The sequence below is a fragment of the Chromobacterium sp. IIBBL 290-4 genome (assembly GCF_024207115.1).
Classification (GTDB): domain Bacteria; phylum Pseudomonadota; class Gammaproteobacteria; order Burkholderiales; family Chromobacteriaceae; genus Chromobacterium.
Genome location: NZ_CP100128.1, coordinates 2,161,755 through 2,180,494, shown reverse-complemented (window position 1 = coordinate 2,180,494; position 18,740 = coordinate 2,161,755). Strand labels below are relative to the sequence as shown.

Here is an 18,740-nt window from a genome sequence, read left to right as displayed (position 1 = left end):
GTGAGCGGTAATAGGTCGGCTGGCCTCGGCGCCATTGCGGTGGCGCCAAGGCTGGAGCCAGGCGGCATTACGATCGAACGCGACGCAGCACCATCTGGCCGCGCAAACCGCTGGCGTTGGCGGTCAGCATCAACACCCCGCCATCGCGGCCAACGCCGGATGCATCCAAGTCGCGTAGATTGACAAGCGGATCCGCGCAAAAGCAGTGGCCAATGCGTACTACATTATCAAGATATAGCTGCGCACGCGCAGCACCGATCCGGCCCTCCTTGATAGCCAGAACCGGCAGGAACACGTTGCTGGCGAGCACGCGCTCGATGTCCCCGATGCGCATTCCCATACCTTGCATCAGATGATCGTGGCAAGCACGGTAAAGTGTGCTGTCATCTGGCTCGGCATCGCCTTGAACCACTTGGCTTTGGGACATGGCGTGACTGCCTAGCACTTCGTAGCCTTCGCAACGTTCCGCCGTGGCCAAGCAACTGACGGCGCCGTCGCTGAACAAAGCATAGCGCTGGAAGCGATAGCTTTCTTGCTCGATACGGTTGGCGGCTACGATCAAAACCGTGCGCCGCCCAGTTTTCAACAGCGAACATGCGGTCTCCAGCGCTGACATCAACATGGCGCAATCGCCCCAGGCGATGCCGATCGGAAACGCCCTGCTAAGCCCCAATCGCTGCAGCAGCTCCGGATAAAACGGCTCATGTGCCGTGCGCATATTGGTGCTGCATACCAAGAGGACGTCGATCTGATCTGGGGCGAGTCCACTGGCGTCAAGGGTGCGTTGTGCTGTCTCCACGATCAAGTCGGTCAGGCTGCGCTTGGTCTCATGGAAATGGCCCCAGCCGAACAGTTCAGGCAAATCCGGCATGGCATAGCGGCGAGTCACGTCCTCGAAGCTGGGAGCCTCTCTATAGTGCCGCCTAGTTTCACCAAGCGTATATTCGATATTACTCAGATAACAAGCAACCATCGCTTCAGTCCTATGGTGGATTAGCCGATTTTTTGCAATACGTCGTCAATGAGTTTCTGGGCCACGCCGATCTCGAGTTCGCCGCTCCGCACCTGCGCGAGTATGGCATCCAGTTCCGACTCGCCCTGGTTCTCCGGTGCGGACGACAAGCGCCATGCCTGAACGGCGACAAACGGTTCTGGCTCGCCTCCTGCGCCTTGATCATATAGATGGCGAGCCAGCCGACGGATCGTGACGTATTCGTAAACCACACTGACAGGCAGTGCCAAACCCAAGCTCTTGTTAACCGTTCGCATCCATTCCGCGCCCACCACCGAATCCAGACCCAAGTCGATAAACGGCTTGTCCTGCGGAATATCGCCTGCACTCATATACAGAACGTCGGCCAGGGATGCGCTCAACATTTGCTCCAGTCGACTGAGCGTTTCGCTCCGCGTGCTTTCGTCGACCAATGCTGCAGGCGCGGCGACCGGAACCGCATCAGCCGCGGATGCGCCGACAGGCACGTTGCCTGCACCTTGGCCGTGCAGATAGCGTGCCAGCTGCCGGATCGTGGCTTGTTCGTAAACCACACTGGCGGGCAGTGCCAAACCCAAGCTCTTGTTAACCGTTCGCATCCATTCCGCGCCCACTACCGAATCCAGACCCAAGTCGATAAACGACTTGTCCTGCGGAATATCGCCTGCACTCATATACAGAACGTCGGCCAAGGAGGCACTCAACATCCGTTCCAGTCGACTGAGCGTTTCGCTCCGCGTGCTTTCGTCGACCAATGCTGCAGGCGCGGCGACCGGAACCGCATCAGCCGCGGATGCGCCGACAGGCACGTTGCCTGCACCTTGGCCGTGCAGATAGCGTGCCAGCTGCCGGATCGTGGCTTGTTCGTAAACCACACTGGCGGGCAGTGCCAAACCCAAGTTCTTGTTAACCGTTCGCATCCATTCCGCGCCCACTACCGAATCCAGACCCAAGTCGATAAACGGCTTGTCCTGCGGAATATCGCCTGCACTCATATACAGAACGTCGGCCAGGGACGCGCTCAACATTTGCTCCAGTCGACTGAGCGTTCCGCTCCGGTCACTTTCTCGTGGATGGACTGCGGACATGACGGCAGGCGCCGTCTTGGCCACGGCTGCAGAGGGAGCTTGACCAGCCATCAGACTTTGCACATGTCTCGCCAAACGCTTGATAGTTGAATGCTCATAGGCCACGCTGGAGGGGAGGGCCAACCCTAGATGCTTGTTGACCGAACGTATCCATTCCGCGCCCACCACCGAATCCAGGCCCAAGTCGATGAAGGGCTTGTCCTGCGATATATCGCCGGCGCTCATATACAGCACGTCGGCCAACCACGCTGTGAGCATCGATTCCACATCCAACTGCGGCATAGGAGCCACAGCCTCATCCTTGGATGCCATCCCGCCCGTCGGCACCGAGCTTGCGGCGGCCTGACGACTAGGCGCAGCCGGGGTGTCCGCCAAGGTATGCAGCGGACGCAACTTGATCTTGCCGGGCGCAGTAGCCGTGCCATCTTGGCACAAGGTCACGCCCAGTCCTGCCGAGACTGTGCGTTTGGGCAGCCAGTAGCGCTGGCGAGAGAACGGATAGGTCGGTAAGCTGAGACGCGCCGGCGGCTCGCCGTCATACAGCAAAGACCAGGGTACTTCGCCCCCGTCCACCCAATGACGCAGTAGCGTCGGCAGATCACGGCTCCATGCCGATTGTTCAAGTGATGAGCGAGCGGCAGCCGTTGGCGTCGGCTGGCCTTCCCGCGCTTGGCCAAACCGGAGTCCTGTTGTTGCCGCGCCACCATGCAGGAAGGCATCGATCGATGCCATTACCTGTGCAACATTTTCCGCCAGAAATGCCAGCCGGTGATCCATCGCTTCGCGTCCAACTTGCAAGGTATACGCCATTGCGCGCACATCGAAACCCTCCGCTTCATGAGCACGAATCCAGGCAGCCATGCGTTCAGCCTGGACTCGAAGAGCTTCGGCATTCTTGGCAGACAGCACAATGGCGACGGGTTCGCGCGGCGAGTCGATGGACACGGCGCGGGTCTGCGGCCACTCGGCAACTATCAAGTGTGCGTTCGTGCCTCCGGCGCCGAATGAAGAGACGCCCGCGATGAGCGGCAAGGACTCGCCCGAGGTCGAGCGCGGAGCCCACTCTGTCAATGTCTGCTGCACCTTAAAAGGCGTCGAGTCGAAATTGATGTTGGCATTCAAGGTGTGAGCATGCAGCGACGGTACCAACTTGCGGTACTTCATCTGCAATAGCACCTTGGTCAGGCCTGCGATACCCGCCGCACTCTCGCAGTGCCCGATGTTCGACTTCACCGAACCGATGGCGCAGAAGCCACTGTCTTGCGTATGCGCGCGATAGGCCTTGCTGATGCCTGCGATCTCAATCGGATCACCCAGCACAGTGCCGGTTCCGTGCGCTTCAACATAACTGATCTGCCGGGCGTCGACGGCGGCATTGGCTATGGCACGCGCTACCACGTCGGCCTGCGCGTTCGGATTGGGCACGGCATAGCCGTTGGTCTTGCCACCGTGATTGATCGCGCTGCCTCGGATCACGCCGTAAATCCGATCTTTGTCGGCCAGCGCTGCGCCAAGCGGCTTGAGTAGCACCGCACCCACGCCCTCACTCGGGACATAGCCGTCGCCGCCCGCGCCGAAGCTTTCGCAGCGTCCTTTGCTGGATGCGAATTTGCCCTTGCCGAGCATCAGATACTTGGCCGGGTGGATGGAGACGTTGACTCCTCCCGCCAACGCGACCCGGCATTCACCGTTTTTTAGGCTCTGGCAGGCCAGATGCACGGTAGTCAACGACGAAGCGCACATTGCGTCAACTGCCATGCTTGGCCCGTGAAAATTGCAGAAGTAGGATACCCGGTTGGCGATGGAGGACGGGCTCATCGACAGTACCATCGGCTCCCCCCGTGCCGTGGCTTCCGCCGCATACAGTTGGTACTCCTCATAAGTTACCCCGACGAAAACACCGACGCTGCCGGCGACACCATGGATAGTCGCGTTGCTCGCCAAACTTTGCCTCGTATAGCCCGCGTCTTCGATCGCCTCATAAGCCGTTTGCAGGAAGAGTCGCTCTTGCGGTTCCATAATGGCGGCCTCGCGCGGCGAGATATTGAAGAAGGCGGCATCGAAGCAGTCAACGCCCTCGATAAAGCCCCCCCACTTCGTATAGGTCTTGCCTGCAGCGTTGCGGTCTGGATCGAAATAGTGAGCGTGATCCCAACGCTCGGCGGGAATCTCAGTGATGCAATCGCACCCTTCGTTCAGCACCCGCCAGAAGTCACCAAGGTTTTCAGCACCGGGATAGCGTCCGGCCAAGCCGATGATCGCGATATCCCCCCCCCGGCCTCGTCGGGCAAAGCCGCGCCCTGCCGCGTCGGCTCAGCAGATGCTACGCTGGCTGACGGCAAGGCGCACTCCGGCACGCGGGTCTGCTCAGCCAGGATATTTCCATGTTTTTCGGCGAAATAGTGGCTTAGCTCGCGGATGTTTTGGTATTCGTAGAACAAGGTTTTAGGCAAACACCCGAAAGTCTCCTCCAACTTGGCGGTCATTTTCATCACCATCAACGAGTCGATGCCGTAGCGTTCGAACGGCTCATCTGCGTCGATCCGATGTTCCGGAAGTTGAATCACGCTCGAGAGCAGGTTTTTCAGATACTCGGCGGCTCGCTCGCTCGCATTGCCCTTTTCCACACCCGGCGCCGTAGTGCCATCCATATACCCCAGGCGAGCGGCCATGTGGTGTTCGAGTTCCGCAATGGTGCGGCATTCGCGATAAAGAAGTGGCGAGAGCTCGAGCGCATAATGCAGGCCAAGCTCGCTCAGCATCCGATTGAATGCCGGCTGATCAAGCCCGACCGATTCGAAGTCTGCCTGCTCATCGATGTTGTCTGGCGAGATACCCAGTACCTCGGAAAGGGCAGACCACAGGACCTGTCGCATCTCTCCTCGCGCCGGAGATGCCAGTTTGCCCGTAGCCGTTCCGGACAGCGTGCGCCGCAATCGTGCGACGTCGCCCTCGATCACCAGGACTCGGCAATCTCCGGAGGCCAACGCGTCATAGCAGGCGCAGAGGCCCGACTCCCGGCTAAGCGGAATCATGCCCGATCCATCCTGCAACATCCGTTCAACTTCTGCACTTACCTGCATGCCTCCGTCACGCCACAGTCCCCAATCGATCGCCACGGTCCTCCCATGGCGTTCTCCCGCCGCTACCAGGGCTTGCCGCTCTTCGACGAATCCGTCCATGAATCCGTTGGCCGCGGCATAGCCAGCCTGGCCAGGATGCCCGACCGCGGCCGAGGCGGAAGAGAACACGATAAAACAGTCGAGCCGGCAATGGCGTGTGGCGCGGTCTAGATTGACTATTCCCTCCGTCTTCGGTGCCATGACGGAATGCCAGTCCTCTGGCCGTGAATTGATAATGAAGGCATCGCGCTGCACACCCGCACAATGCAGCACACCGGTCAACGCCCCCTTCAGTGATTCGATATCCGCAACCAAGCACTCGGCTTCGGCGGCATTGGCAATATCGGCTTGCTGATATATCGCACAAACACCGGATGCATTCAGCACTTTCAGCCATTGGGCGTGCCGTTCACTCAGAGGCGAACGTCCCACCAACACTAGCGTGACCCGACGAGCATGTTGAGCGATGTCCTCAGCGAACAACCGGGCCAGACCGCCCAAGCCTCCAGTCAGCAAGTACACGCCATCGTCCTTCCACGGCGGCAGGTTCGACGTGCCGAGCAAGCGGATATCGTCCCAGCGCAGAGCGCTGAAGCCGCTGCCATCGTGACGCAACCAAGTCTCGTCGAGTTGGGCCGCGCGCGTGGCGACGTCGGCCAACTCAGCACCCGCCATGCCCTCTGGAACTTCGATCAATTGCGCCTGGATGCGGCTACTCTCCAGGCTCGCGGTCTTAAGCAAGCCGGACAGACCGCAAAGCCAGCGGTGTCGTGAAGGAATCAACAGCTGCACCAGGGTGCTGGTGCGCGCGCCATCCTTGATGATATGCCGCAAGGTTTCGCTTATGCTTATAGAGTGCGCTTTAAAACGTTCAGCAATACCTCGCTCCTCACCCGGCAGCTTGAGCCAACCGGGCACCTCATCCGCCCCTCGCAATTCACAGCACACAACGCGCACCGGACCACGCCAACCGCCTCGGCGCAGTGCGGCGGGCTGCCAGCGCGGCTTCACCAGCAAGGTTCCAAGGCCTCCGCCATCGGTCAAAGTGCCTGTGCTCGTCAGGGTCAGGTCCCGCACCTCTCCGACACCAATGGGCGATACCATCGGCGCGGGCGGGATCACTTCCTTGTCGAAAGGATAGCCCGGCAAGCTGATACGGCGCGCGTCACCGCCCTGGTATAGGGCACGCCAATCCAACTCCTCGCCGTCGAGCCACAACTTAGCGAGATAGTGGAGCTTGCCTTGATCGAACCATTGACGCGCCAATCGATGAGCGTCTTCGTCGACGCTAAAGGCACCGAGCCGCTGTTCGACCCGTTTGATTTTGCCCACCTGAACTCCATGTCCAGGCGCACCCGATATGAAGCCGCGCAAGTCCGAAGCAAGCGCCTCGAGCGATTCGGCTACGCACGCCAGCCGCCACTGCATAGCTTCGCGACCGATTTGCAGCGTGTAAGTGAGATCGGTTAGCGAAACCGGTACGCCGCTTTCGATGAAGTTGAGCAAGGAGTCAACATAGCGGCGCAACGCCGCTTCATTGCGCGCCGACAGGACGAATAGTCGCCGGCCTTGGTCCGGCGACTTCGGCCGGGTGTCGTCGGGCGCTTCTTGCACGATGAGATGGGCATTGCTGCCACCTGCGCCAAACGATGACAGTCCAGCGATCCGCGGCGAGTGCGAGTGATCGGCGGGTAACGCATCCCACGCCTCCACCCGCTGTTGCACGCGGAAAGGCGAGGCATGCCAGACGATGTCCGGGTTCAGGGTACTCGAGTGCAACGACGGCACGAACTGCCGATGGCGCATCTGTAACAGGATTTTCGTCAAACCGGCGATCCCTGCCGCCGCTTCCAAATGGCCGATATTGGTCTTGACCGAGCCCAAGCGGCAAGCTCCCACTTCGACGCCGTCCTCCAGAAAGGCTTCGGTCAGTCCACGCAATTCGATCGGGTCGCCCAACGCGGTACCTGTACCGTGGGCCTCAACATAACCGATGGCGCTCGCGCTTATACCGGAGCGCGTCAGCGCTTGACGAATCAGGAGCCTGTGCGCTTCCGGATTGGGTACGGTATAGCCGTTGGTTTTGCCGCCGTGGTTGATCGCGCTACCGAGAATCACCCCATGGATATGGTCGCCATCCTCCAAGGCTCGCTCGAGCGGCTTAAGCAACACCGCGCCCACTCCCTCACCCGGCACGAAGCCATTTGCGCCGTCACCAAAGGCGCGTGACTTGCCATCCGGCGACATAACACCTAAGCGTGAAAATTCGGCGAACGTGGATGGGTGCGTATAGGCGTTGACACCTCCAGCCAGAGCCAAATCGCACTCCCCTGACTGCAGGTGCAAGCAGGCTTCATGGATAGCGGAAAGCGAGGAAGAGCAAGCTGTATCGACCGGCATGCTCGGGCCGGTGAAGTTGAAGCGGTAGGACACCCGGTTGGCGACCGAGAAGAAAGAATCGCGGTAATTGTCATACCCTGCTTTCGAAACGCCGACAAAAACGCCGACCTTCTCGGTGGCAAGGGCGCCCGGGGGATAGCCCGCGTCTTCCAAGGCATGCCAGGCACACTGCATGAATAATCGCTCTTTGGGATGCATGTACTGCGCTTCGGCATGGGAAAGATAGAAAAACAACGGATCGAAGGCGTGCAAGTCTTCAAGGAAACCACCCCACTTGCCGTAACTGAGTCCACGCTCCACAGCCCGGGCTGGATCCGGCTCAAAGAAATGGGACGTCGCCCAGCGCTCCGTGGGCAGCTCGTCGATGCAATCAAGGCCGGCCACTAGATTGCGCCAAAGCTTATCGACATTCGCAGCCTTCGGATAGACGCCGGCCAACCCTATAATGGCGATCGGCTCTCGCCCCCCTTTGATCAGGCATGGACGCATCGGGCGCGGTGCTCGCTTAGGCGACGACGCGCGGGACGGATGGCCGCGGTTTGCCAGCCATTCGACCAGCCTCACCGGACGCGTCAGCTCGAACAGCAATGCTGGCTCGATTTCCACGCCGTGATCGTCGCGCATGCGGCGGCAAAGGTGGCGCACCATCAGCGAATCGAACCCCATTTCGCTCAATTCGGCATTCAGATCGAGCTCCTGCCCCGGACGGCGCAACAAAGCGCCGAGCGCGGTACGTACCACCTGTTCGGCCCATGTGCGTGCCCCCAGGTCGGAGACCGAGATTGACGCATCATCGCGCGTGCGTGACGAGCACGACGAAAACCAGTACGGCTGAGTATCGAGCGGCGCAGCCGGTAAGTGCACTCGCCAGGGACCATGCTGTTCTGGAGCCGGCCAGGCCACCTCCTCACCGACAAGCCAGCGCAACGCCATACCTTGTTCGGACAGCCGCACATCATTGTTTTCCGTAGTGGCGTCTTGGAGCCACACACCGCTGCATGCTTCTCCCTTGAGGAAAGCCTCACTCTGGCTCAGCCACTCTTCACGGCTCGCGGCAACAAACACGACGCGGGAGGCAAACGTTTCGCGCCCATGACTAAGCGTCAGTGCGATACGCCAAAGAGGGTACTCGGCATGGGCGGCCACTTTGGCGCGTAGCGCGAAAACCGCTTGTTCCAGCAGCTGTGGCGTGGGCGCCGAAACCGGCAGAATCATGTCCCCTGTTTGCTCGGATTGCTCTTCGGCCGGCTCGTGGTACGCCTCGATCAGGATGTGCGCATTATTGCCACCCGCCCCGAAGGAGTGAACGCCCGCGATACGTTCCCGTCCACTCGGCCAGGCATCACTCTGCTCGGCGATGCGGCAGGGCATCCCACCGAGCGTAAGGTGCGGATTGATGGTGTCGAAACCGAGCACACCTTGAATCATGCCGGTACGAAAGCTGCGAACGACTTTGCAGATGGCTGCTAGCGCGGATGCAGCATGCAAGTGCCCGGACAAGGGCTTGAGCGTGCTTACATAACAATTGCCCTCGGGGAGCTTCGCCCCCTTTTCGTCCGCCAAGGTCTTCAACGCATGATTGAACGCATCCCACTCGGCGATATCCGAGGCTGGATTTCCCATCCCCTGCGCCTCGATATAGCGGACGTCGCGTGGATCCACGCCAGCCTGACGGTAACAGGTTTGGATAAGCTGAGAATGGACCGCGACACTGGGTGCCGCGATCGAGGAGCTACCTTGGCCGTTGTAATTAACGGCGGTATGGCGAATCAATGCATGAATAGCGTCACCGTCCGCTTGGGCCCGGCCCAAGGGCTTGAGCAACATGGCGCACACGCCTTCGCCGCACAAAAAGCCGTCGGCATCAGCACCGAAGGATTTGACGGTGCCAATCGGACTCATCTGCCCGCTTTGCGACAGCTTAATCGCAATGTCTGGCTTCAAGATTAGGTTGGCTGCGCCTACAACGGCCTGGTCAATTTCCCCCGCACGCATAGCGACCACAGCGCGATGCAAGGCGACGGCGCCGCCAGCGCACATCGCATTGACCGATTCGCTCGGTCCACGCAAATCGAAGAAATAAGACAGTCCGTTGGCCAGCATGCTATCGGACTGGTGTAATCCAGTACCGACATCCACGTCCGCATCTGCCATGCACTGCGCGTATTCATTGTGCTCCGCCCCAACGAACACGCCGGTTTTCGTTCCTCGCAAGGCGTCTGGACGATAGCCTGCGTCCACCAGAGCCTGGCGAACTGCCATCAGCAGAAGACGCTGGCGCGGATCCATCCGTTCGGCTTCGTCTGGCAGAATACCGAAATAACTCGCATCGAATTGCCGGATATTGGGAATAAAGCCGCCCCACTTGCTACGTGTCTTCCCTTCCCGGATCTCGCCCGGGCAGAACACCTCGTCGACATCGAAACGGTCGATGGGAACTTCTTCCAACAACGAACGATCCTGATCGATCGCGTTCCAGAATTCGGCGACGGAGGCACACTGCGGGAAAAATCCGGCGATGCCGACAATGGCGATGGGCTCTGGCGTCGCGGATTCCGCCTTGCGCGGCACCTGTGCAGTGGCGAGGGCCTTCAGTTTAGCGTCTATGCGTGTTCTCTTGCGATCTGTATCCACGACATTTATTCCGGCTTATAGAAGTAAACAAGTTTTTTCAGATAAGGAAGTGACTGCAAAACGGTGGCGTAATCGACACCGAAATCCATCAGGCAAGCGATTTCGTTCACCCCCACGTCTAAGGCATGATCGACCACACGCCGACCGTCGCTCACGGAGCCGAATAAAGCGCCTGTTTCGTAGTAGCGCTCGACCGCGTATTCCAGAATCTGCCGTTGTTCGCCCTCATCGAACGCACGACCGTCGGCATTGGTACGTTCCTTCAGGTGCGCGCCGAGCGAACTTTGCACGTACTCGGTGAACGGTGCCTCGACCAAGGAGCGCACGCTCTCCCGATCCGCCCCGATCAAGGTGTGCAACATCAACGACACAACCCCAGCATGCGGATCATGGCCGGCTTCGCGGCGCGCCTCGCGATAGAGGTGAATCTTATGGCGCAGCGACTCCAGGTCATTTCCATACAACATAGTGAATACGTTGTAACCGTCGCGGCCGGCTTCGATGAACGCTTCTTCGCTCTTGGCGACCAGGATCCAGATGTTTAGATGCTTTTGCAGCGGGCGAGGATAAGTCGCAACTTCGACCGGGGTGCCCCCAGGGCCGATGAATGTCAGCTTCTCCCCGGCCCACAGGCGCCGGACTTGTTCGAGTCGCTCAAGCATCACGGAGCGGCGGTTGTCGAAGTTGTTGGGCGCGAAGATAAAGTCTTGTTTGTTCCAACCCGAACCGAATCCCAGATCGACGCGCCCACCCGATAGCACGTCGTTCATGGCCCACCACTCCACGATTTCTGCGGGATGATGCAGCGGCAGGCTAATACCGGCCGTCCGGAAACGGATGGAGGTCGTCTGCGGAATCAGGTGAGCAGCCATGACAGCCGAATTTGGGTAGATGGCACCGAACTCGTGGAAATGCCTTTCCGGAAAGTAGACCGCACTGAAGCCTTCCCGGTCGCCAAACAAGGTCAGATCACGGGTGAAACGGTATTTTTCAGCCGCACCAATATCCTGACGCACGTCAGAAAAAAAAAGCAGGCTAAATGCCATTCGGCGCGAATGTGCCTCGCTCGGTTTCTGATGAGCGTTCACACCCAGTAATTGCTCGACCGTCATAGTTTGACCTCATAGTGGGGAGACGCCGCGTCGTTACTGTCGAGCCGGATCCTGCCGATAACTGTATTCGACGGTGTAAAAGACCGGTTTCAAAAAGGCCAGCGGCTCACGAAGCTTTTCAAGCTCGGCCAACGGGCCATGAACCTCGTAGCGTACGATTGTCGCCAAATGCATAGCCCGCAGATTCAATTCAGCGATATTTTCTATGTGGTCCAGCACACCTTGGGCATCGGCATAAGATTCACGGCAATGCGCCTGCGTGCCATTGAAGCTGAAGCCGTAGTAAAGGCATTTGGGTTCCCGGGCGGTTTTTTGGATGAAAAACTCGCAAAATTCCTTAAACTTGGCCAAATGCCGCGGCGGTATTTCAAAATACGGCATCGTTGTGCAGGTGGTGTCGAGTAGATTCAAACTAACCCCTCGGAAAAAACTGTTAGTTAAACCTCGAGCAAAGCCTGATGATTTGCTTTGCGGCGGCTCCTTACGTTACACCGGGTTTCAAACACATTGTCCTAGCAAGACTGATAGTTACCCCCGCTCCTCCCTCGCGACTCACTTCTCGGCCGCCTTTGGCGAGGATCGCCTACGCGGCCGGGGCCAGTAACTGTTCACCCGCTACTGGCAGCATTTCGTAACGCGGACACCTGAGAGTGAGCCATCACTTGATTCAGATGAGCATCGATCGAAGAACCGAGATAGTCAAAGAGGGAACGCCCCCTGCGGCTGGCATGCATACGCAACCGCAAACACCCGCCCCACGAGATGATGCCATGGTCATACATGGTAACGTAGGAAATTTTTCGCCGCAGCACAACGCCCTGCGCGACGACTTGATCTGAAAAAGCGCGCCCCAGTCCGTCACCGGCGCCCACAACCACAAGTACCAGCCATGGCTTTGGTGCGAGGTTTCGTCGGCATGCCTAGCCGTGCTTGGCTGGCCTACTACAACCATCAGGGCAAGATGTGCTGCGGCCGCACGCCGCTGCAGACCTTTATCGAGGGTAAATCGGAATGGAGGGAAAAGGTCGACAAGCTGAACTGATCTGACAACCGGGCGCTATCAAAACGGGAGGCTGTCAGATCAAGTCTGAACTTCTACAAGTAATGGATCTACCTGGCAAACCGTTACAAGCTGCTTGAGCAAGGTCCTGCCAAATCGGACAATTGCGCAATTTATCGCCCCTGCCGTGCAGCCGCACCCACAGCGGACTACCCAGGTCAACATCGCCGACCCGGAGGCCGACAATCTCCTGGGCGCGCGCCTGTGTTATACATCAGCATCAGAATGCCGAGATCCCGGAGCGCCAGACTGCCCTGTTGCTGGGTTAGGTATCTGAACACCGCTTCGATTTCGTCCCTGTTCCAGATAGAGAGTTTCCATCACCGTGGGGCGCTTGGTTGGGATGACTTCCACCCGCTGTGCTTCGGCCAGCATCTCAGGGGATCGGCGGGCTTCCTTGCGTGCGCTGTTCTCCGTGCTTCGTGCAGGAGCGTTCAGACGCCAAGCGCTGACATCCCCGATTGTCATCCGAAACTGCTTATGGTGGATGTAACTTTGAAAGATGTAGCTTTTGACGCCTGATGCAGTGACCCGAACACCAAGCCCAGGAGCATCAGAATCGTAGTGATAGACAACAGACTTAGAAGCTGTCTGGTTAATGCCTACCGCAGTTTGGCAAGCGTTATTTTTAGCATGGCGACGCGCACAAAGTTCTCAGCCGTCGCCGTCAATATCTCGACATCCTTCGATAGTCGGCGGAAGTTGCCCAGCCAAGCAAACGTACGTTCCACAATCCACCGTTTCGGCAGCACCGCAAAGCCATCCTTGATCTTGGTCGAAATGTGGCATCCGCGTCCCAATACCTCCTGTACAAAATTCACCGTCGTGCCGCGATAGCCCGCATCTGCCGAGAAGGCGCGCAGGCCCGACCATTTTTCCAGTGCTCGCGCCAAGATAGAGGGAGCGGCCTTGGTATCGTGCACATTGGCCGCATGAACCTGAACGTGGAGCAAATTCCCCAAGCTATCCACGACAATATGGCGCTTGCGTCCCTTGGTTTTCTTGCCGCCATCGATACCCACGTCTTCGCTGGCCAGCACGGTTTTCACACTTTGCGAGTCAACGATGCCATAGCTGGGCATCGACTTTTTTTCTCTGCCGGCGATGGGCGCGCGTCAGCTCATCCAAAGCGCGCTCCCATATGCCTTGCTTGTTCCATCGGCTGAAGTGGTCATACACCGTTTGCCAAGGCGGAAAGTTGGTTGGCAACATCCGCCACTGGCAACCGCTTTGGCTTAGATAAAGAATGGCATTAACAATCAGTTGCTTATCGTGCTTGCACGGCCGGCCGCGCCGGTTGGTCGGCTGAAAGTGACGAGCGATGAGATGCCATTGTCGCTCGGCCAGGTCGGTTGGATCAGCCAAGGGGCGTCACACTGCATTCTGGGGGCTTGATTCTCGCCTAATTTTATTTTCAAGACAGCTTCTCAGTTTCGAGGCATCCAACACGTAACGGGCATAACAGCTGATCATGCGCTCTCCTCAATCAATCATGGCGCCGCGGCGCGCGCCAAAAGCTTAGGCTTGCCCACGCGGCTTATCCAACGCTACACCGGCAAAGCCCGCCTCAGCAAGGCATCGATATCCAGCTTGCGCGCATCCAGCGCGCCGACCACCCCTCCCCAGCGCCCATCGGCCAAGCGGCTGGCGATGAAGCCATCCGCCACCGCCTGCGGCGCGTGGGCGCTCAACAAGCAGCCCTGCGCCGTCAGCGCCAGCTGCTGAGCCAGCCGGCGGCCCTGGATTTCCAGCTCGGCCGCAGGCAAGGCCGCCAGATCGCGCAGCTCGTCCAATGCCGCGCGCAGCGCGCCGTCGTCTCCCGCCATGGCCCGCAGTTCTTCCTGCAGGCATTGCCAAGCCTCCGGCTCGCGCAGGATGGCCCGCGCCACGTCCAGGCACATCACATTGCCGGAACCTTCCCAGATGGAGTTGACCGGCGCTTCGCGGAACAAGCGCGCCATGATTCCGGCGTCGACATAGCCATTGCCGCCGAACACTTCCATGGTTTCGCCGGTGATCTCCACCGCCCGCTTGCATACCCAGAATTTGGCCGCTGGCGTGACGATGCGCTTCCAGGCGGACTCGCCGCGCTCAAAAGCCTGAGCCAGCCGCGCCGCCAGCCATAGCGCCGCTTCGCTCTCCAAAGCCAGGTCGGCCAAGACGGCGCGCATCAGCGGCTGTTCGGCCAGCCGCTTGCCGAACGCTTGGCGCTGGCGGGTGTAGGCGATGGATTGCGCCAGACCCTGGCGCAGCATCGCCGCGCTGCCGATCACGCAGTTGAGGCGGGTATAGGTGGCCATTTCGATGATGGTGGGGATGCCGCGGCCCGGCTCGCCCATCAGCACGCCCCAGGCGTCGTGGAATTCCACCTCGCTGCTGGAATTGCTGCAGTTGCCCACTTTGTCCTTCAGCCGCTGGATCGCCACCGCGTTGCGGCTGCCATCCGGCCGCCAGCGCGGCACATAAAAACAAGATGGCGCGCCATCTGGCGTCTTGGCCACCACCAAGTGGGCATCGCACATCGGCGCCGAGAAAAACCATTTGTGGCCGCGCAGCAGATATTCGCTGCCACGGCCGCCTGCGGCGACGGGAGTCGCTTGGGTGGCATTGGCCCGCACATCGGAGCCGCCCTGCTTTTCGGTCATGCCCATGCCGATCCAGGCCGAGGCTTTTCGCTCCAATGGCAGATCGCGGCCATCGTATTCGCGGCTGAACAGTTTGCCGCCCAGTTGCGCCCACAAGGCCGGCTCCTGCCGCAGCAAGGGGATGGCCGCCTGGGTCATGGTGGCCGGACACAAGCTGCCCGCCTCCACCTGGCCATGCAGATAAAAGCCGGCCATGAAGGCGGTCCAGCGGCCTGATCTTTCATTATCGAAGGGCAACGACACCAGCCCCTGCCCTCGATACATCGCCAGCAACTCATGCCAGGCCGGGTGAAACTCCACCTTGTCCTGCCGGCGGCCGCGCCGGTCGAAGGCCTGCAATTGCGGCGCAAAGCGGTTGGCCAGCTCGGCGCGCTCGAAGCTGTCCGCCCGCCCCAGCGTCTCGCCGTAGTCCCGCAGCCAGGGCTTTGCCCAGCCGGCGCCGGCATGCTCCAGCGCTTCTGCCAGCGCCACGTCGCTGTCCATCAGTTTGTAATCGGTTAACTCGTCGAACTGATTGCTCACCTCATGGGTATGCCAGCTCATGCTCCGACTCCTGGAAATGCCAGCGCGATGGCTGTCCCACCAAACCGGCGAAGCAAACAGTATAAAGGCGAGATCCGAAACAACACCCGTCACTCATGCCAGCTACTCAAGACCTGAATACCAAATTGGAATCAAGATTAAATGTCGCAATTCCACCAAATAGTAAATCATTAAATTTCATATAAATTTCCAGATTTATATTATTCAAAAATTGAATTTACGACACGATAAATTATTGAAACATTTCAATCTAAGTATTTCTACATGAAAATTTTAACTTATTGATTTTAAAGTGATTTTATAAAAAAATAGCCTTAATGAAAAAACACGTCACTTTCAAATCTTGCACACTACAAAATCGCTGCTATAGCTATAAAACCAACACTTCGTTGGCATAAATATTGGAGATTCGCGATCATGGCATTCTCTTCTGTCCCGTATTTCATCACTTACAGCCAAAACACCACTCTGGGCATTGCCGCCAATGACTCGATCAGCGGCTCGCAACTGTCGCTGAGGCCGATTCAAGGCAACTTCCTGGCCCTGTTCAACATCGACTTCGAAAACGGCTTGTTCGGTCTGGCCACCAGCGGCAACAATCTGGTCATCGACATTTCCGATCTTTCCAGCGGCAAGCCGCTGGTGCTGAAGCCCTACAACCAGGGCGCCATCAGCCAACGCTGGGACCTGTACTCCCGCCCGGGCTTCATCGCCAACCGCCAAAACGCCAACCTGGTCATCGACAACCAGAACCGCGGCGGCGTCGGCAGCCTGATCTGGCTGTATGAGTTCAACGCTTCGCCGGCTCAGCAATGGGCCTTCAAGCCGCTGACCTCCGCGCTGAAAACCGAACTGATAGCCGAATCGGTCTAAGTCGGCGCGTTTCGGCGAAGGGAGGCCGCATCGGCCTCCCTTCGCCGCCCTCCAGGAGCTTCCGATGTCATTCTCCAGCGTTCCCTTTTTCATTACCTTCGCAGAGAACCCCGAACTGGCCATCTCCGCCGAAGATTCCATCAAAGGCGCCCAACTGGTGCTGAAACCCTTGAGCAACAATCTACTGGCCCTGTTCAATATCGATTTCGTCCAGGGCCTGTTCGGCTTGGCCACCAGCGGCAATCAACTGGTGATCGGCGCGGAGGACATCAGGCTGGGCGCTCCGCTCACCCTGCAACTGCTGCAGCCCGCGAACAACATCCAGCAGCGCTGGGACGTCTTCTCCACTCCCGGCAATATCATCAGCGCCGCAGATCCGACCCTGGCCTTTGGCTACAGGCAGCGCATCGAGCCTCCCTCGCTGCAGCTGTCCGAACTTGACGACGAATACTATCCGCAATGGATCTTTCGCCCCTTCACCGCCGTTCCGCGCGGCGCCCTGGAGCCCGCGGCCTGAGCCGCGGGACAACGCCGCCCACAGCCTAGCCAGCCTGCTTCGCCCATGGCGCGATCAACCTTTGCATGGTGGCGCAGGCGCGGCGCTTGAACACGAAGCCGCGGCGCTTTTCGGCGAACTGGCGGCGGTTCTCCAGCATGTCCTGGCGCATTTCCGCCAATTCCGCCTCGCGGCAGCGGCGCAATTGCAGCGCATCCAGCTCCAGCTTGCGCTGCCAGCGATCCGGCCAAGTGGCGCGCGCCGATTTCGCCGCCTGCAGCAGCCAGACGCCGAACTGCGCCGGGTCGCGCGGGCCGATATCTTGCAGCATGCCAAGCCGCCACGCCTCACGCGCGCCCACCGGCAGGCATTCGCCGCACAATCGCGCCGCCTCTGCCGCGCCCACCGCGCGCGGCAGGACATAGGTCCAGTACTCGGACCCGTACAAGCCCATGGTTTGATAATGCGGATTGAGCACCACGCCCTGGCGCGCCAGCGCCACATCGGCGCACAAGGCCAGCATCACGCCGCCGGCGCCGGCATTGCCCGCCACGCCGGCCACCGTCATCTGCCTGGCGGTGAGGATTTCCAGGCACACATCGTCTATGGCCTGAATATTGCGCCAAGCCTCCGCCGCGGGATCGTCCGCCGCCTCGATCACATTCAAATGGATGCCGTTGCAGAAACTGCCGCGGCCGCTGCGCAACACCAGCGTTTCAGTCTCCTGCTGCTTGGCCCATTGCAAGGCACGCTGCAGCCGCCGGGATTGCTCGGTGCTGAAAGCGCCGTTGTAGAACTCGAAGGTGAGCTCGCCCACCTTGCCGATTTGACGGTAACGGATAGGCTGGTACGCCTCATCGCAATGCGGATGCGTCTCTGCCGACCATTCCAGGACGGGCGCGTCCTCAAAGCGCTTGCCCAAAACCAGGCGCGCCGGCAGCTTGAAGGTTTCCTCGTCGGCTTGCGGCGGCCGCCGGAGCGAGCCTATCCACAGGCTGGCATCGCCGGCGCCGACCAGCGCCGCGTCGTCATGCGTCGCCAGGATCGCGCCCGGCTCGCCGCGCCTGGCATCCAGATGCGCGTCGTAAAGGTAATAGCGGCCGCCCGCCAAATCCGCCAATACGCCGGGCTGGCCATCGGAAGCGGCGATCTTGCGCAGGATGTCTGCGGCCGGATCGCGCCAGTCGAAAGCGCGGTCCTGCTGCCGCATATTGGGCTGCAGCCGGCCGCGCACCGCCGGGTCGGCATAATCCACCGCTTGCGGCAGATAGCCGCCGCCATGCTTTTCCGCCACGTCGCGGATGCAATAAATGGCCGCGTCGCTGACCAGGCCGTTGTACAGCTCCGACTTGCGCAGGCCGGCCGGCAGATCGAATTCGCGGCTGGACCACACCGGCCCGGCGTCCATTTCCTCCACCGCCTGCAGCGCGGTCACGCCCCAGCGTTTTTCCTGCTTGAGAATGGCCCAGTCCAAGGCCGATGCGCCGCGGTCGCCGACTATGCCCGGATGGATGATCACCACCGGAAATCCCCCGTCGCGCCACAAGGCCGGCGGCACCCGGTCTTTCAGAAAGGGGCAGATCACCAGCTCGGGACGGGCGGCCAGCACCGCCCGCGTCACCTCCTCTTCATGGGTGAACAGCACCACCGAAGGCTGATGGCCGGAGGCGCGCAGCTCCAGCCAGGCGCGTTGGGTCAGGCCGTTGAAGGCGGTGGACAACAGGACGATTCTCATGGCTTGCGCTCCCGCAGAATTGAATCAAGCAAAAAGCGGGC

Annotated in this window: 13 protein-coding genes; 3 read left to right on the top strand and 10 right to left on the bottom strand. The window is 59.7% G+C overall.

The window, feature by feature from the left end:
• Positions 1–67: 67 nt before the first annotated feature.
• From NKT35_RS10140 to NKT35_RS10120, 5 genes are read right to left on the bottom strand one after another with little or no spacing between them, the layout of a single operon-like run.
• Positions 68–973 (bottom strand): beta-ketoacyl-[acyl-carrier-protein] synthase family protein, encoded by a 906-nt coding sequence (locus NKT35_RS10140; RefSeq protein WP_254300970.1) that lies wholly within the window; start codon positions 971–973, stop codon positions 68–70.
• Between the two features lie 20 nt (positions 974–993).
• On the bottom strand, positions 994–4,329 hold the full coding sequence (locus NKT35_RS10135) for a beta-ketoacyl synthase N-terminal-like domain-containing protein (RefSeq protein WP_254300969.1): 3,336 nt from the start codon (positions 4,327–4,329) through the stop codon (positions 994–996).
• Positions 4,275–10,235 carry an SDR family NAD(P)-dependent oxidoreductase gene (locus NKT35_RS10130; protein ID WP_254300968.1) on the bottom strand — a complete coding sequence of 1,987 codons (5,961 nt, stop codon included), beginning with the start codon at positions 10,233–10,235 and terminating at the stop codon, positions 4,275–4,277. The genes NKT35_RS10135 and NKT35_RS10130 overlap by 55 nt, the downstream gene beginning before the upstream one ends.
• Before the next feature lie 5 nt (positions 10,236–10,240).
• Positions 10,241–11,347, bottom strand: a complete 1,107-nt coding sequence (locus NKT35_RS10125) for a MupA/Atu3671 family FMN-dependent luciferase-like monooxygenase (RefSeq protein WP_254300967.1) — start codon at positions 11,345–11,347, stop codon at positions 10,241–10,243.
• Between the two features lie 33 nt (positions 11,348–11,380).
• Entirely contained in the window at positions 11,381–11,758 is a 378-nt protein-coding gene (locus NKT35_RS10120; protein WP_254300966.1) for a hypothetical protein, read from the bottom strand.
• A 478-nt stretch (positions 11,759–12,236) separates the two neighbouring features.
• Between NKT35_RS10120 and NKT35_RS10115 the strand changes: the two genes are divergently transcribed.
• Positions 12,237–12,389 carry a hypothetical protein gene (locus NKT35_RS10115; protein WP_254301436.1) on the top strand — a complete coding sequence of 51 codons (153 nt, stop codon included), beginning with the start codon at positions 12,237–12,239 and terminating at the stop codon, positions 12,387–12,389.
• Between the two features lie 225 nt (positions 12,390–12,614).
• Here NKT35_RS10115 and NKT35_RS24155 read toward each other — a convergent pair whose 3' ends face one another.
• From NKT35_RS24155 to NKT35_RS10100, 4 genes are all read right to left on the bottom strand, one after another.
• Positions 12,615–13,007, bottom strand: coding sequence for an Arm DNA-binding domain-containing protein (locus NKT35_RS24155; protein WP_371926500.1), 393 nt, complete (start codon positions 13,005–13,007; stop codon positions 12,615–12,617).
• A 2-nt stretch (positions 13,008–13,009) separates the two neighbouring features.
• Positions 13,010–13,489, bottom strand: a complete 480-nt coding sequence (locus NKT35_RS10110) for a transposase (RefSeq protein ID WP_254300965.1) — start codon at positions 13,487–13,489, stop codon at positions 13,010–13,012.
• Positions 13,467–13,772, bottom strand: coding sequence for a transposase (locus NKT35_RS10105; protein ID WP_254300964.1), 306 nt, complete (start codon positions 13,770–13,772; stop codon positions 13,467–13,469). Before NKT35_RS10105 ends, NKT35_RS10110 begins: the two co-directional genes overlap by 23 nt.
• A 182-nt stretch (positions 13,773–13,954) precedes the next feature.
• Positions 13,955–15,595 carry an acyl-CoA dehydrogenase family protein gene (locus NKT35_RS10100; RefSeq protein WP_254300963.1) on the bottom strand — a complete coding sequence of 547 codons (1,641 nt, stop codon included), beginning with the start codon at positions 15,593–15,595 and terminating at the stop codon, positions 13,955–13,957.
• Positions 15,596–16,012: 417 nt separating this feature from the next.
• Here NKT35_RS10100 and NKT35_RS10095 point away from each other — a divergent pair, with 417 nt between their 5' ends.
• Positions 16,013–16,468 carry a ricin-type beta-trefoil lectin domain protein gene (locus tag NKT35_RS10095; protein WP_254300962.1) on the top strand — a complete coding sequence of 152 codons (456 nt, stop codon included), beginning with the start codon at positions 16,013–16,015 and terminating at the stop codon, positions 16,466–16,468.
• 64 nt (positions 16,469–16,532) lie between these two features.
• Positions 16,533–16,985, top strand: coding sequence for a hypothetical protein (locus NKT35_RS10090; protein ID WP_254300961.1), 453 nt, complete (start codon positions 16,533–16,535; stop codon positions 16,983–16,985).
• A 25-nt stretch (positions 16,986–17,010) separates the two neighbouring features.
• On the opposite strand, the gene NKT35_RS10085 is transcribed toward NKT35_RS10090, so the two are convergent.
• Positions 17,011–18,699: a hydrogenase maturation protein gene (locus tag NKT35_RS10085; protein ID WP_254300960.1), complete on the bottom strand. Its 1,689-nt coding sequence runs from the start codon at positions 18,697–18,699 to the stop codon at positions 17,011–17,013.
• Positions 18,700–18,740 lie beyond the last annotated feature (41 nt).